This is a genomic window from Citrobacter sp. Res13-Sevr-PEB04-36 (assembly GCF_015672735.1).
GTDB lineage: Bacteria > Pseudomonadota > Gammaproteobacteria > Enterobacterales > Enterobacteriaceae > Citrobacter.
Map to the genome: position 1 here is coordinate 110,501 of NZ_JADABY010000039.1, position 14,197 is coordinate 124,697.

The window sequence follows — 14,197 nt, forward strand, 5'->3', positions numbered from 1 at the left end:
CAACGTCTGTAGGCCGGGTAAAACGCAGTAGCGTTGCCATTCGGCGCTAGAGTTGCACTCGCTCGATTCTCGCCGGTAGCCCTTGGCGCACAGAAGCTCCTGAGACCCAGTCCAGCCAAGTATTGGCCACCTGACGCGTAGGGTCGGCAAAACCCAAATCGTTAATATTAATCCCCGATTTAATCTTTTCATCAAACGCCATCGGCTCTCCGTCAAGCGTATGCTGTGCCGCCCCCATTTCTTTATGTCCGTAACCATGTTCAATTGCGATAACGCCCGGCATAACGCCGTTGAGCAGGCTGACCTGCGCTTGCGCGTGTCCACCTGGCGTGATGATGCGTACCGTATCGCCATGCGACACACCATAACGCGCGCCGTCCTGCGGGTTGAGCGCCACCAGATTCACCGGTTTGAGATGGTGCAGACGTGGGATCACCGCCGAGGCGCTGGACATGGTATTGGACTTAAAGGAGATCATCTTCAGTGGCCATTCCTGCTGCGGAAACAATTCGTCCACCGAACGCCCGTCGGAGAGGCGGGAAGGATACCAGGCCGGACAGCCGCTGTAGCGCTCGCCGGTGATCGCATGGCGGTGCGCGGCGACATCCGCGTTCCAGATTTGCAGAGGTTTCTCCCACGCATTACCGACACGGTTATCGGTGCGGCCACTCTTATCTGGCGCAAAACGACCACCGCGCGAATAGACAAACGCCACGCGACGAACTTCGTCGGCTTTTAGCGTGTCGGTGATGACCGGTAGGATCCGCGTCACTCCGGTCAGCGAGATATCTTCCGGTGCGGCTTCGGCGACCGGCGATTTGCCCATAAACGCAATGTTGGCGGCCAGTCGCAGGTAGTAATCTTCCGCGCGGTTCAGCGGATAGTGATTGCCCTGTGGATCGGTAATGGCATTATCGCCAAAGCCCGGCAGCCCGATGCGTTTTGCCACCGCGATGCAAAATGACTCCATGGATGCCGGTTGGCCGTCGGCGGTTTTGCTGGTGGCGGGCGCAACAATCGGCCAGCGGGCGGTGGAGGCTTTGCTGGCCACGCCTGCCCACGGGGCGCTAAATCCCCAGCTTTCGAAGTTGTGGGTATCCGGAACAATATAATCCGCCAGCGCGGTGGTTTCGTTCATAAAAGCATCAATGGCAATAAATAGCGGCAGACGAGCCGGATCTTTGAGCTTTTCTTCCGCTACGCCACGCAGCCCCGCAATGCCGTAAAACGGGTTGGTCATGTTGGAGATCCAGGCTTTTAGCGGATACGGGTAGCCTTCGAGCGCCGAGACGAGTAATTCGGTCAACTGCCCGGCGACAAACGGATACCATGGGGCTTTCGCCGGGAAGGGCGATTGTCCGGCAGCCACTTTATTACGGTACTCTTCCGAGGATTCATAGGCGGTTTTACTGCGCGCGATGCTCAGGCCTTTCGGCTTCACCTTTCCGGCGAAACTGTCCATATTGTAGCGCGGTCCGTCGGTGGCACCGTTGAACTTACCGCCGCCCACAAAGACACCGCCCTCGAGGCTGAGGTTGCCAATCAGCGCATTCAGCATCATCACCGCCCAGGCGTTGTAAAATCCGTTGCCTGCCATCATCCCGCCGTGGGTGATCACCGCTGCTTTACGTCCGTGACGGGTAAAGGCGTCCGCCAGCGCGCCTATTTTTTCTTCCGACACGCCGCACTGCTGGCTGTATTGCGCCAGTGACAACTTTTCGGCGGACTCTTTCAGTCGCTGGAATCCGCTTTTCACCGTCACGGTCTGTCCGTCGGCCAGCGTCACTTCGCGGGTTACGAACAGCTGTGCGCGTTGACAGCTGCTGGCTGCGACCATGTCACCGGCCTCGTTAACGACCAGCGGTTCGCCAGGCGCGTCGGTGTTCAGGTGGGCAAGCGTGAGATGCTGTCCGGCAAGCGTTGGGATCTCATCGGTAATCACCAGATGCGTGGCGTTGGTCCAGCTTTTTTCTCCAACCTGTTGCATGGCCTGGACGCCAGGGATGGCGAGGTAATCGGCGTTGTAACGCTGCTTTTCGATTATCCAGCGGATCATTCCCATTGCCAGAGCCGAGTCGCTCCCCGGATTTACGGGCTGCCAGTGACCGCGATCGTCAGCCAGTACCGTGGTTAATGGCAGGGCGGGTGCGACAACGACATACTCGAAATCATTGCGTAAGCGGGCGCTGGCGAGTTGGCGAGCCTGGCGCTTAAATGGGTTGCCGGACTGCGCCGGGGAGGTGCCCATAAATAACGCGAACTCGACGTTATCCCAGTCCGGTTTGACGTGGGTGTTTTTATCCAGATCGCCCATTAACGCGCCGGAACCGGCCCGATACGCTAGCCCACAATACGCACCGTGCGCGCCGAAGTTTTTACTTCCAAAACTGTTCAGTGCGAAACGGCGGATAAACGTATCTCGTCCCTCGTCGCTGGTATTGGTGACCAGCAGTTGATTGGATTTCGGGCCAAAGCCGGGGTGCTTAGCATCTAACGGGGTTATGGGGTCGTGGATGGCCCGCAGGCCGTCAACGTGACCTTCGCCAAACAGGTCGCCGCCTTCCACCACCTCTTTGATGAGCTGTTCAAAGCTGATGCGCTGCCATTTACCTTCGCCACGTTTACCGACGCGCTTCATCGGCTCCAGAATTCGCAGCGGGCTGTACAGGCCTTCGAGCAGGGTTGCGCCCCGGGCGCAGGCGGTGGAACGCGCATCAAGACCGCTTTCGCCCGCCAGTTGTTCCATTGCCGTGGCAAACGGAACCGACGAATCAAGGTGATGTTCATGCGACAGCGGGTGGTAGGGGTTGCCCGCAATGCGCAGAACTTTCCCCGCGTTGCTGTCGACGCGGACCCGCACACCGCACTGGGTCCAGCAGCCGAAGCACTGGGTCATGGCGATCACCTGCTGCGGATCTTGCTGCCAGCGCGGCTGGGCGTTGGCTTCGGGGGGAAGCGCATTGCCGAAGATGCGATCGCGGGTGATTTTCCCCGAGGTGCCATCCAGCAAACCGTCAATCGCGCGCTTTGCCACATCCCGATAACTCAGGCCAAAGGTCACCATCCCGCCAACGGCGAGACCGACTTTAAGCCACTGACGACGGGTTAAATTAGCCATGTTGCATTCTCCTTGCGATCGCGTTCAGGCTTTCATGAACAATAATGAGTAGCGCAATCCACAGGCCAAAGGTGCCCACGATGGCCAGCCAGCCATCCGTGCCGCCGGGCAGAGTATAAGGATTAAATTGCGCGTTATATTTGGGGATAGTCTGCACCTGAATCAGTATCGTCCAGCGCATCAGCCAGCACAGCGCCATGGCGCTGAAGGCCAGCGTAATGCGCAGCGGTAATGGCGATGGGCGACGTAATACCCACCCGCAAAGAGCCAGTGAGGCAGCCCACAGCACTACCCAGCCGATGGCGTAGTGTCGTGCAGACGCGGCGACATCCAGCCACTGGCGGATAGCTGAGCCGGAAAGCGTATCGCCGCTCACCCACCACGCCATCACAATGGCCAGGACGATCAACGTGACAATCTGCCCCCATGCCAGCTTGCGCGGCAGTGTGCTGTCACGGTTTACGCTGGCGATAAGCAAGGCGAAGAAGGTTTGCAGCGCGCTGAGGAACATCGCCAGCGGGAAGGCATAGCTGAACCAGATGGGACGCGCCTGCACGACGGAGACTTCGCGGCCGGTATACACCAATAATCCAATGGCTGAGAGTGCGCTGCCGACGGCTAACCATTTAGTGACGCTGTAACTTTTACGCGTAAACCGTTTAACCTGCTGCGCCAGGAACCACAGCCCGAGAAACCCGGTGAACAACGGTAAAAACAGTGCTCCCCACGGCATCCATGACCACGGTGTCGGCCAGGCGTAAAAATGCCAGACGCGCGCGGTCTGATGCAGATCCGCGGTCAGCGCCAGCGGGGCGGTGATGGCACAGGTCAGGGCGATCAGCAGCGTCAGGTTTTCTAGCTGCGGCTGCGCTTTTTTACGCCAGTGGAGCACGCAGGCGAACAGCGCCGCGCAGGCGGCAATGCCGATGAAAAAGAAATACTGTACCGCCCAGGGCAACCAGCTTATCTCCTGCGGATGGGCCAGCACCTCTTCGATAATCAGTGAATGGGTCATTTAAACCTCCTGCCACAGAGCGGGTTGAGCACGTCCCATCAACGGGGTGATGAAGGCGTCATCTAGCCCCAGATAGAACACGTGAGGCGAGGTGCCGCTTTCCGGTTTCAGGACTTTGATGGTGTCATGGTGTTCGTGCAGCATGCGTGAAATCCGGCTGTGCGGATCGTTGATGTCGCCAATGATGCGCGCGCCGCCCACACAGGACTCCACGCAGGCCGGGAGCAGCCCGGCTTCCAGGCGGTGCACGCAAAATGTGCATTTGTCGGCGGTCTGCGTTTCATGGTTAATAAACCGTGCATCGTACGGACAGGCCTGCACGCAGTAGGCGCAGCCCACACAGCGCGTATTGTCGACCACCACAATGCCATCTTCGCGCTGAAAGGTGGCCTGCACGGGACAAACGGGCACACAAGGTGGGTTATCGCAATGGTTACACAGGCGCGGCAGCAGCACGTTGGTGACGCTTTGCTGACCCTCAACCTGTACCTGATACTGGTTGACGTTGGTACGAAACGCGCCCTGAGGCGTCTGGTTTTCAATGGCGCAACTGACGGTACAGGCCTGACAGCCGATACACCGCCTCAGATCAATCAACATAGCGTAGCGATGCTGGCGCGACCCCTCATGGCGTTCTGGCGAGAAGGGAAACTCGGCCTGAGCCAGGGGAACCAGGGATGCGCCTGCGGTCAGAACGCCCAGTTGCTGGAGAAACTGCCGTTTACTGCTGTCCATATTTTCTCCCGTCACAATGCAACAACGAAACATTGGTCACGCCGTTGGTTTGCGTGTGATGAATAAAGAATCTTGATGATTTACAGTGTAAAAATCGTGGCGGGGGGTACTCTATTGTGGTTAACCACATACCCGGCTTGTTGTTGATCTAAAACAACATAAATGACAGGGATAACGGCGTGAGATGTAAAGTAGTACATTGCCTGACGGTGCTGGCAGCGTTGTGGATGCTGAGCGGAGCGGCCTGGGCGCTGACATGGAACATTGGCGTCTTAGCCATGCGTGGGGAGGTCACCACACGTAATCACTGGCAGCCGCTGGAAACCCTGCTGAATCAGCAAATCGCCGGTGAACGGTTTCATATTCAACCGCTGGACCTGCACCAGATGCAAGATGCCGTGAACCGGGGAACCGTGCAGTTTGTGGTGACCAATCCGGCGCAGTTTGTGCAGTTAAACAACCGCGCAGCGCTACGCTGGTTGGCATCCTTACGCTCCACCCGCGGCGGAAAAGCGACCAGCAATGTGATTGGTAGTGCGATCCTGGTCAGGCGTGACGGAGAGATCGCGTCGGCACACGATCTGATCGGCAAAACGGTTGGGGCGATCGATGCCCAGGCATTTGGCGGCTATTTGCTGGGTTATAAAGCGCTTATCGATGCGGGATTGCGCCCGGAGCGCGATTTGCGCCTGAGGTTCACCGGTTTTCCTGCCGATGCGTTAGTGTATTTATTGCGTGAGAAAGCCGTTCAGGCGGTGATTGTTCCGGTGTGTCTGCTGGAAAAAATGGATGAAGAAGGGCTGATCCATAAAGCCGATTTTAAGGTGGTGCTCAACCATCCGACGTCGATTCCCTGCCTGAGCAGCACGCCGCTTTATCCTGACTGGTCCTTCGCCGCACTGCCCGCAGTGAGTGATGAACTTGCCGATCGCGTCACCCGGGTGCTGTTTAATGCCCCACAAGATGCGCCTTTTCGCTGGGGAGCTCCCGCCTCGACCCGCGAGGTAGAAACGTTACTACGTGATGTTCGACAACACCCGCAGCAGCGTCAACTGTGGCTGGATATCAAAAGCTGGTTTATCCAGCATCAACTGGTCATGGGGGCCGCAGCGGTGGTTCTGCTGTTGCTCACACTCAACTATATCTGGGTGATGCTGTTGGTCCGTCGTCGCGGCAGGCTGCTGGAGCGTAACAATGTACTGTTGCGCAAGCAGGAGCAAGCCCTGGAAACCGCGCGCCAGATGAGCGTCCTCGGTGAGATGACGTCCGGGTTTGCCCATGAACTTAACCAGCCGCTCTCGGCTATCCGTCACTACGCGCAAGGCTGCCTGATTCGCCTGCGCGGTCAGGATCAACAGCATCCGCTGTTACCTGCGCTTGAACAGATAGATGCTCAGGCACAGCGGGGGGGCGATACGTTGCGCAATCTGCGTCTGTGGGTCAGCCAGGCCCAGGGCAATCCAGTAATGACGGATGACTGGCAGGCGATCAACATCCGTGATGCTGTCCACCACGTCTGGCAATTATTGCGTATGGCACAGCAATTCCCTGACGTCACGCTGCAAACGACGGTCAGCACACACTTAACGCTGACGCTGCCCAGCGTTCTGCTGGAACAAGTACTGGCGAATCTGGTGCTTAACGCCGCTCAGGCGGGGGCCAGCACGGTGTGGTTTACCGCTCAACATGAGGACGAGGGGATCAGCATTCAGGTACAGGATAACGCTGGAGGCATCGATGAAACTCAGCTTTATCAGGCGTTCCAACCGTTTATGACTACCCGCAAAGAAGGAATGGGGCTGGGGCTGGTGATTTGCCAGCGTCTGGTGCGCTATGCCGGCGGCGAGATTCGCATCAACAATCAGCAGGCTCCGGATGGTCGGGCGGGTGTCGCGGTAATATTACATTTTAAGCCAACACAGAAAGGGGGCGATTGTGGCGATCATTCATCTGCTGGATGACGATGTAGCCGTCACCCAGGCCTGCGCATTTTTACTGGAAAGTTTGGGGTACGAGGTCCGGTGCTGGCACCAGGGGGAAACCTTCCTGGGCGAAGTCAATTTGCATCAGGTAGGGGTTGTATTGCTGGATATGCGTATGCCGGGACTGGATGGACAAGGTGTACATGACGAGATGCGACGGCGCGACAGCACGCTGGCGGTGGTCTTTCTTACCGGGCATGGCGATGTGCCGATGGCGGTCGCGCAAATGAAACGTGGAGCGGTCGATTTTCTGCAAAAGCCGGTTTCTGCCGGGCCGCTTCAGGCCGCGTTGGAGCATGCTCTACAGGTTTCCATTACGGCATGCACGCGTCATGATATTGTCGCCTGCTACCAACAGCTCACTCCAAAGGAACGCCAACTGGCCGGCCTGGTGGCACAAGGATTGATGAACCGGGAAATCGCAGATGCAATGAATATTGCGGTCCGTACCGTTGAAGTCCACCGGGCAAGAGTGATGGAAAAAATGCAGGCGGGGAGCCTGGCCGAGCTGGTTAATCGACTCCAGCAGGTTCTGTAGATTCATGACAGTTATTTGATTTTCATTGATTTTTGTCTAATAAGCCAGACTGATATATGCTGTTGGTTTGAGCTAATGACGAGCAGGCAAATATGGGCAATCAGACCAAAGATGACGAACTGTACCGCGAGATGTGCAGAGTTGTTGGTAAAGTAGTACTGGAAATGCGCGATCTGGGACAAGAGCCTAAGCATATCGTCATTGCCGGTGTACTGAGAACCACCCTCGCCAATCAGCGCGTGCAACGCAGTGAGTTAGAAAAACAGGCCATGGAGACGGTGATTAAAGCGTTAGCCGGTTAATCCTGAAAAGGGCGGTGGAGAAAGGCTACCGCCCTGTAATTCTGCCACGGTATTCTATCAATATATATAATTCATCATTGAAAATAAAAAGTGCAGAAAAAAGTATTTATCGCTGTGTTGTTTTTTATATAGCGATTAAAGTATACGCTTATATTTGGAGGTGTAATCACAAATATGTGTAATGCAGATGAAATACTATTTCAATCTGCCTTAATGATAATAAATATCACTCCGCATTAATTGTTCTCCTTCCCGTTTTTACTTGATAACGATCAAGGTTACAGGCTATGAATAACCACATTATTTATCCGCCTAACCCTAAAGGGTTATTCCTGTCTTGAGGGTAAAGATTCACTCCGTTTAGCCACCGTCATTGATGCGATCAGGTTAGGGCAAAAATATCACGTGTTGTCGGCAACATCAGTGGCCCGATTTGGCCTGCCCGGCGCGTATAAACATGAGCACTGGATGTGTTGCTGCTACAGCGTTTGCGAAGAGGATGCGAAATAAATGAACCAGGTTGATCGTCCATTTTTAGATTGTGGTTTAACGCGACTTGAATTTCTGCGGATATCAGGAAAAGGTCTGGCAGGGTTAACCATTGCCCCCGCACTGTTATCACTTTTTGGCTGTAAGCAGGAAGATGTCGATAGCGGCACTGTCGGGCTGATTAACACGCCGAAAGGGGTGCTGGTGACACAACGTGCACGCTGCACAGGATGTCACCGCTGCGAAATTTCCTGTACGAATTATAACGATGGCGCCGTTGGCACCTTCTTTTCCCGTATCAAAATCCATCGCAATTTCTTCTTTGGTGACAACGGTGTCGGTTCCGGTGGCGGACTGTACGGCGATTTAAACTACACCGCCGACACCTGCCGTCAGTGCAAAGATCCGCAATGTATGGCTGTCTGCCCAATTGGCGCAATTACCTGGAAACAGGAAGACGGTTGTATTGCGGTGGATCACAAGCGTTGTATTGGCTGTAGCGCGTGTACCACAGCCTGTCCCTGGATGATGGCGACTGTAAATACCGAAACTAAAAAATCCTCAAAATGTGTGTTGTGTGGGGAATGCGCCAATGCCTGTCCGACTGGGGCATTAAAAATTATCGAATGGAAAGAGATTACCGTTTGATGGATCGCAGGCTTGCCTGATACGCGTCATTAATTGCCAAAAATATTGCCGCTCTACACGGAAATGCGGCCAGCAAAATGACGGGTAATTACCCAAAATAATTCGAGTTGTATGAAAGCAACAAGTAAGTGAACCCCAAGGAACATAGATAACTACGTGACTGGGGTGAAGGAACGTAGCTAACGCACATGCAGCTTGAAGTATGACGGGTATATCTATTAAACCTTCTAGCAAAGGAAAAAATGATGGCTAACGGTTGGACAGGTAATATTTTACGGGTCAATCTCACCACGGGTAATATCACCGTGGAAGATTCCAGTAAATTTAAAAAATTTGTCGGTGGGATGGGCTTTGGTTATAAAATTATGTACGACGAAGTCCCGCCAGGCACAAAACCTTTTGATGAAGGGAATAAACTGGTTTTCGCCACCGGTCCCCTCACTGGCTCGGGCGCACCCTGCAGTTCACGCGTCAATATCACCTCATTATCGACCTTTACCAAAGGTAATTTAGTCGTTGATGCCCATATGGGCGGCTTCTTTGCAGCGCAAATGAAATTTGCCGGCTATGACGCGATTGTGATTGAAGGTAAGGCTGCATCGCCTGTCTGGATCAATATCAAAGACGACAAGGTCAGCATAGAAAAAGCCGACTTCCTGTGGGGCAAGGGTACACGCGCTACGACCGAAGAAATTTGCCGCATTACCAGCCCGGAAACCTGCGTTACCGCCATTGGTCAGGCGGGAGAAAATCTGGTGCCACTGTCTTGCATGATCAACAGTCGCAACCACAGCGGCGGCGCTGGCACCGGTGCGGTGATGGGCTCGAAGAACCTGAAAGCCATTGCTGTTGAAGGCACAAAAGGGGTCAACATCGCCGATCGCAAAGAGATGAAGCGGCTGAACGACTACATGATGACCGAGCTTATCGGTGCTAACAACAACCATGTGGTACCGAGCACCCCACAGGCGTGGGCTGAATATTCATCCCCGAACTCACGCTGGACGGCGCGTAAAGGGCTGTTTTGGGGCGCGGCAGAAGGCGGCCCGATTGAAACGGGGGAAATCCCACCAGGCAACCAAAATACCGTCGGCTTTCGTACCTACAAATCGGTGTTCGATCTCGGACCGGCCGCAGAAAAATACACGGTCAAAATGAGCGGCTGTCACTCGTGCCCGATTCGCTGTATGACCCAGCTCAACGTCCCGCGTGTTAAAGATTTTGGTGTGCCGAGTACAGGCGGTAACACCTGCGTGGCGAACTTCGTGCACACCACTATTTTCCCGAACGGCCCGAAAGATTTTGACGAGAAAGATGATGGCCGCGTGGTGGGGAATCTGGTTGGCCTGAACCTGTTCGACGACTACGGTATCTGGTGTAACTACGGGCAATTGCACCGTGATTTCACCTACTGCTACGCCAAAGGCGTTTTTAAACGCGTGCTGCCGGCCGAGGAGTATGCCGAGATCCGCTGGGATCAGCTGGAAGCGGGCGATCCTAATTTTATTAAAGATTTCTACTACCGCCTGGCGCATCGCGTCGGTGAACTCAGCCACCTTGCAGATGGGTCATATGCCATTGCCGAACGCTGGAATTTAGGCGACGAGTACTGGGGCTATGCCAAAAACAAACTGTGGTCGCCGTTTGGTTTTCCTGTTCACCATGCCAACGAAGCCTCGGCACAGGTGGGGGCGATCACCAACTGCATGTTTAACCGTGACTGCATGGCGCACACCCACATCAACTTCATCGGCTCTGGTTTGCCGTTGAAATTGCAGCGTGAAGTGGCGGGTGAGTTGTTTGGCTCACAGGATGCCTACGACGAAACCAAAAACTACACCCCAATCAACGCCGCCAAAATTAAATATGCCAAATGGACGCTGCTGAAGGTCTGTCTGCATAACGCCGTCACGCTGTGCAACTGGGTCTGGCCGATGACGGTGTCGCCGCTGAAGAGTCGAAACTATCGTGGGGATCTGAGTCTGGAAGCGAAATTCTTCCAGGCGGTAACCGGTGATGAAACAACGCAGGCAAGCCTGGATCTCGCCGCCGAGCGTATTTTTACGTTGCATCGTGCCTATACGGTGAAACTGATGCAAACCAAAGATATGCGTAATGAACACGATCTTATCTGCTCCTGGGTCTTCGACAAAGATCCTAAGATCCCGGTGTTTACCGAAGGGACCGACAAAATGGATCGGGAAGATATGCGCCAGTCATTGACGATGTTCTATCAGGAAATGGGCTGGGACCCGGAACTCGGCTGCCCAACGCGTGAAACCCTGAATCGCCTCGGTCTTGAGGATGTGGCAGCCGATCTGGCTGCGCAGAATCTGCTGCCGGCGTAAGGAACGCGAGATGACTAACGTGAGCGACGTTCTGGTCGCCAATGAGGAAGCGTGTATAGCGCTTCCTGATGAGGTGGATAGCCAAAAACGACAGTGGCTACAGGCGTTACACCCGGCCGTAGAGCACAGCAACACGCCGCAGGTCGAAGAGCCGGTGACGGCGGAGTCGATAATGGCGGATTTTATCCGCCAGCACTCCGCGTCGGGCCAGTTGGTGACACGTGGTGTGTTTTTGCAGCCACCTTATTCAATGCCTGAAACCGACCTTACGCCGCTGCTGGACGCAATGCGTGAGCAGGCGGGCAGTGCGGATATTACCTGCGTGCAGGGTGCGGAAGATGTGTATTTCTACTCGACGCAGACCATGACGGCCAATTACGCCGACATGTGCGTGCAGGTGGTGGAAAACGATATCTGCCGGGCGATCGCCGAGGCGGTGCGCTTTGACTGCCGAACGTATCCTCGCCCGTATAAGGTCGCCATGCTCGGACAGTCGCCGTATCACTTTGCACCTCAACAGATAGCTGCGGCGCTGACCGCCATGGAAACGCACCCGGATTACGCAGATATACGCGTTGTGGAAGCGTCGAATGCGGAACCTTATCTGTTTAGCGAGCGCTTTATGCGCTACGGCAAGGCGTACGGCCTGTGTGAATGGCTTGAGGTTGAGCAGTACCAGAACCCCTGAATTGATCAGGTAAATGTCATGGAACGTGTGGACGATCACTGTCACAGCATTAGAGGATAACCCGATGTCCTTCACCCGACGAAAATTTGTCATTGGTATGGGGACGGTGATTTTTTTCACCGGCCCGGGCCAAACCCTGTTAGCAAGTACCAAAAATACGCAAGCGGTTCGTTATGTCATGATCCACGATGAGTCATTGTGCAACGGCTGTAATATTTGCGCCCGAGCGTGCAGAAAAACCAACCATGTTCCAGCCCAGGGTAGCCGTTTGTCGATTGCCCATATTCCGGTGTCGGATAACGACAACGAAACCCTGTATCACTATTTCCGTCAGTCCTGCCAGCATTGTGACGATGCGCCCTGTATTGAGGTGTGTCCGACCGGTGCTTCCTGGCGCGATGAGAATGGAATTGTGCGGGTTGACGCCGCGCGTTGCATTGGCTGCAGCTACTGCATAGGGGCCTGTCCTTATCAGGTTCGCTATCTTAATCCGCAAACCAAAGTGGCAGATAAATGCGACTTCTGCGCCGAGTCGCGTCTGGCAAAAGGCTTCCCGCCTATATGCGTGAATGCGTGCCCGGAACATGCGCTGATATTTGGACGTGAAGACAGCCCGCAGGTTCAGGCCTGGCTGCGCGACAACAAGTTTTACGAGTATCAGTTGGCAGGCGCCGGGAAACCCCATCTGTATCGTCGGTTCGGTCAACATTTGATTAAAAAGGATAATGTATGAACGCGTCGCAGAATGCCGAACAGTTTCACGCGCAACTGGCGCAGTACGTCCCCTTGTTTAAGCCCGACTACTGGCCCGTCTGGCTGGTGGCTGCCGGGTTAATGCTGGTGGGGATGTGGCTGGTGCTGGCGTTACACGCCATGCTGCGCTTTCGCTCTGCCAATAAAGCGTCATCCGGGCACGGTGAGAAGGTCTATCTGTACTCGAAGGCGGTCCGCCTGTGGCACTGGTCGAATGCGCTGCTGTTTTTACTATTGCTGGTCAGTGGTCTGGTCAACCACTTTTCTGTCGTCAGCGCCCCGGTAATGAAAAGCCTGCATTCTGTGCACGAAATCTGCGGCTTCTTGCTGCTGGCGTGCTGGATTGGCTTTGTGCTGATCAACCTGCTCGGTGGCAATGGGCATCACTATATGATTAAACGCCAGGGTTGGATTGGGCGAGCGCAACGACAGACTCGGTTTTATCTGTTTGGCATTATGCAGGGTGAGGCACACCCGTTCCCGGCGTCCACGCGGTCTAAGTTCAACCCGTTACAGCAGGCGGCCTATGTCGGCGTAATGTACGGACTGTTACCGCTGTTGCTGATTTCCGGTTTGCTGTCGCTGTATCCGCAAGCGGTGGGCGATCTGTTCCCGGGCGTGCGTTACTGGTTGCTGCAGGCGCACTTTGCGCTGGCGATAGTGAGTCTGTTTTTCATTTTTGGACATCTTTATCTCTGCACCACGGGACGCACACCGGGCGAAACCTTCAGGTGCATGGTGGATGGCTATCACCGGCATTAAGCGATGATGATTACTTGTAGTGATTTACGGGCCTGGCGCGTCGGGCCCGTGATATATCGTTGGTTTCTACGTATGTTTCCCGACGGCGGCAGCTATGCGGATGTTCACCGTGCGCTTGAGCGAGAGGGCTTAGGCGACTGGGCGGGCAGCCTCGTGGAATATGGCTGGTCTAAATGGCTGGATGAAGCAGGTTTTGTGCAGCAGGATGTTTGCGCCATGGCGCGCCTGGCCTGTCCAGAAACGGCAGACGACAACGGCAGACAGCTGGCGAGTGCAACGGACAGCGACAGCCTTGGCAGTGCAGGTGATAACGTCAAAATCGCCAGCGCCGGGTACGCCGCACAGATTGCCAGCGCGGGGTACAGCGCCCGCATTGGCAGCGTGGGGTACAATACGCATGTCGGCAGCTCCGGCAATCGCAGCAGAATCGCGGTCGCGGGAAATTCCACGCGCGTCAGCAGCGTGGGAAACGGCACGCGCATCGCCAGTACCGGCATGCGTGTGCGCATTAGCTCGTTGGGCGAGCGCAGCCGTATTGCCAGCAGCGGCGATCTCACGCAGATTGCCAGCTTTGGCCCTGAGTCAAAGATTGCTAACTGTGCTGACAATGTGCACATTATTGCCAGCGGTGAAAATGCGGTCGTTGCCAGTACCGGCGAGGTCGATTCAATTATTCTCGGCCCCGGTGGATGTGCCGCACTTGCCTATCACGACGGGGAGAGAATGCGGTTTGCCGTGGCCATCGAGGGTGAGAATAATATCTTCGCCGGTGTGAAATACCGACTCAACAACGACCACCAGTTTGTGGCCTGTTGAGCT

At 55.2% G+C, this 14,197-nt stretch carries 12 protein-coding genes; 9 read left to right on the forward strand and 3 right to left on the reverse strand.

Features of this window, described 5'->3' with window-relative positions; genetic code table 11:
• Nucleotides 1-46 precede the first annotated feature (46 nt).
• From ttrA to ttrB, 3 genes are read right to left on the reverse strand one after another with little or no spacing between them, the layout of a single operon-like run.
• The gene (ttrA, locus tag IMQ48_RS11525) at nucleotides 47-3,118 is read right to left on the reverse strand and encodes a tetrathionate reductase subunit TtrA (protein ID WP_196209137.1); all 3,072 of its coding nucleotides are present in this window, start codon (nucleotides 3,116-3,118) and stop codon (nucleotides 47-49) included.
• A complete protein-coding gene (ttrC, locus tag IMQ48_RS11530; protein ID WP_196209138.1) occupies nucleotides 3,111-4,133 on the reverse strand; it encodes a tetrathionate reductase subunit TtrC in 1,023 nt (340 codons plus the stop codon). Before ttrC ends, ttrA begins: the two co-directional genes overlap by 8 nt.
• Nucleotides 4,134-4,868 carry a tetrathionate reductase subunit TtrB gene (gene ttrB / locus IMQ48_RS11535; RefSeq protein WP_230326381.1) on the reverse strand — a complete coding sequence of 245 codons (735 nt, stop codon included), beginning with the start codon at nucleotides 4,866-4,868 and terminating at the stop codon, nucleotides 4,134-4,136. It abuts the gene before it with no gap.
• A gap of 179 nt (nucleotides 4,869-5,047) precedes the next feature.
• Between ttrB and ttrS the strand changes: the two genes are divergently transcribed.
• The 9 genes from ttrS to ydhT all read left to right on the forward strand — a co-directional run bounded on the left by ttrS (nucleotide 5,048) and on the right by ydhT (nucleotide 14,194).
• Nucleotides 5,048-6,829 carry a tetrathionate respiration histidine kinase TtrS gene (gene ttrS / locus IMQ48_RS11540; RefSeq protein ID WP_196209139.1) on the forward strand — a complete coding sequence of 594 codons (1,782 nt, stop codon included), beginning with the start codon at nucleotides 5,048-5,050 and terminating at the stop codon, nucleotides 6,827-6,829.
• Complete coding sequence (gene ttrR, locus IMQ48_RS11545) at nucleotides 6,804-7,388, forward strand: tetrathionate respiration response regulator TtrR (RefSeq protein ID WP_196209140.1); 585 nt, start codon at nucleotides 6,804-6,806, stop codon at nucleotides 7,386-7,388. The genes ttrS and ttrR overlap by 26 nt, the downstream gene beginning before the upstream one ends.
• A 92-nt stretch (nucleotides 7,389-7,480) precedes the next feature.
• Nucleotides 7,481-7,690, forward strand: coding sequence for a fumarate hydratase FumD (gene fumD, locus IMQ48_RS11550; protein ID WP_096757203.1), 210 nt, complete (start codon nucleotides 7,481-7,483; stop codon nucleotides 7,688-7,690).
• Between the two features lie 510 nt (nucleotides 7,691-8,200).
• Complete coding sequence (locus IMQ48_RS11555; protein ID WP_096757202.1) at nucleotides 8,201-8,827, forward strand: ferredoxin-like protein; 627 nt, start codon at nucleotides 8,201-8,203, stop codon at nucleotides 8,825-8,827.
• Between the two features lie 245 nt (nucleotides 8,828-9,072).
• Nucleotides 9,073-11,175 carry an aldehyde ferredoxin oxidoreductase gene (locus IMQ48_RS11560; RefSeq protein ID WP_196209184.1) on the forward strand — a complete coding sequence of 701 codons (2,103 nt, stop codon included), beginning with the start codon at nucleotides 9,073-9,075 and terminating at the stop codon, nucleotides 11,173-11,175.
• Nucleotides 11,176-11,185: 10 nt separating this feature from the next.
• Nucleotides 11,186-11,863 (forward strand): YdhW family putative oxidoreductase system protein, encoded by a 678-nt coding sequence (locus tag IMQ48_RS11565; RefSeq protein WP_196209141.1) that lies wholly within the window; start codon nucleotides 11,186-11,188, stop codon nucleotides 11,861-11,863.
• Nucleotides 11,864-11,927: 64 nt separating this feature from the next.
• Nucleotides 11,928-12,596, forward strand: a complete 669-nt coding sequence (locus IMQ48_RS11570; RefSeq protein ID WP_196209185.1) for a 4Fe-4S dicluster domain-containing protein — start codon at nucleotides 11,928-11,930, stop codon at nucleotides 12,594-12,596.
• Nucleotides 12,593-13,378 (forward strand): thiosulfate reductase cytochrome B subunit, encoded by a 786-nt coding sequence (phsC, locus tag IMQ48_RS11575; protein WP_196209142.1) that lies wholly within the window; start codon nucleotides 12,593-12,595, stop codon nucleotides 13,376-13,378. The genes IMQ48_RS11570 and phsC overlap by 4 nt, the downstream gene beginning before the upstream one ends.
• A 3-nt stretch (nucleotides 13,379-13,381) precedes the next feature.
• Nucleotides 13,382-14,194 (forward strand): protein YdhT, encoded by an 813-nt coding sequence (ydhT, locus tag IMQ48_RS11580; RefSeq protein WP_196209143.1) that lies wholly within the window; start codon nucleotides 13,382-13,384, stop codon nucleotides 14,192-14,194.
• Nucleotides 14,195-14,197 lie beyond the last annotated feature (3 nt).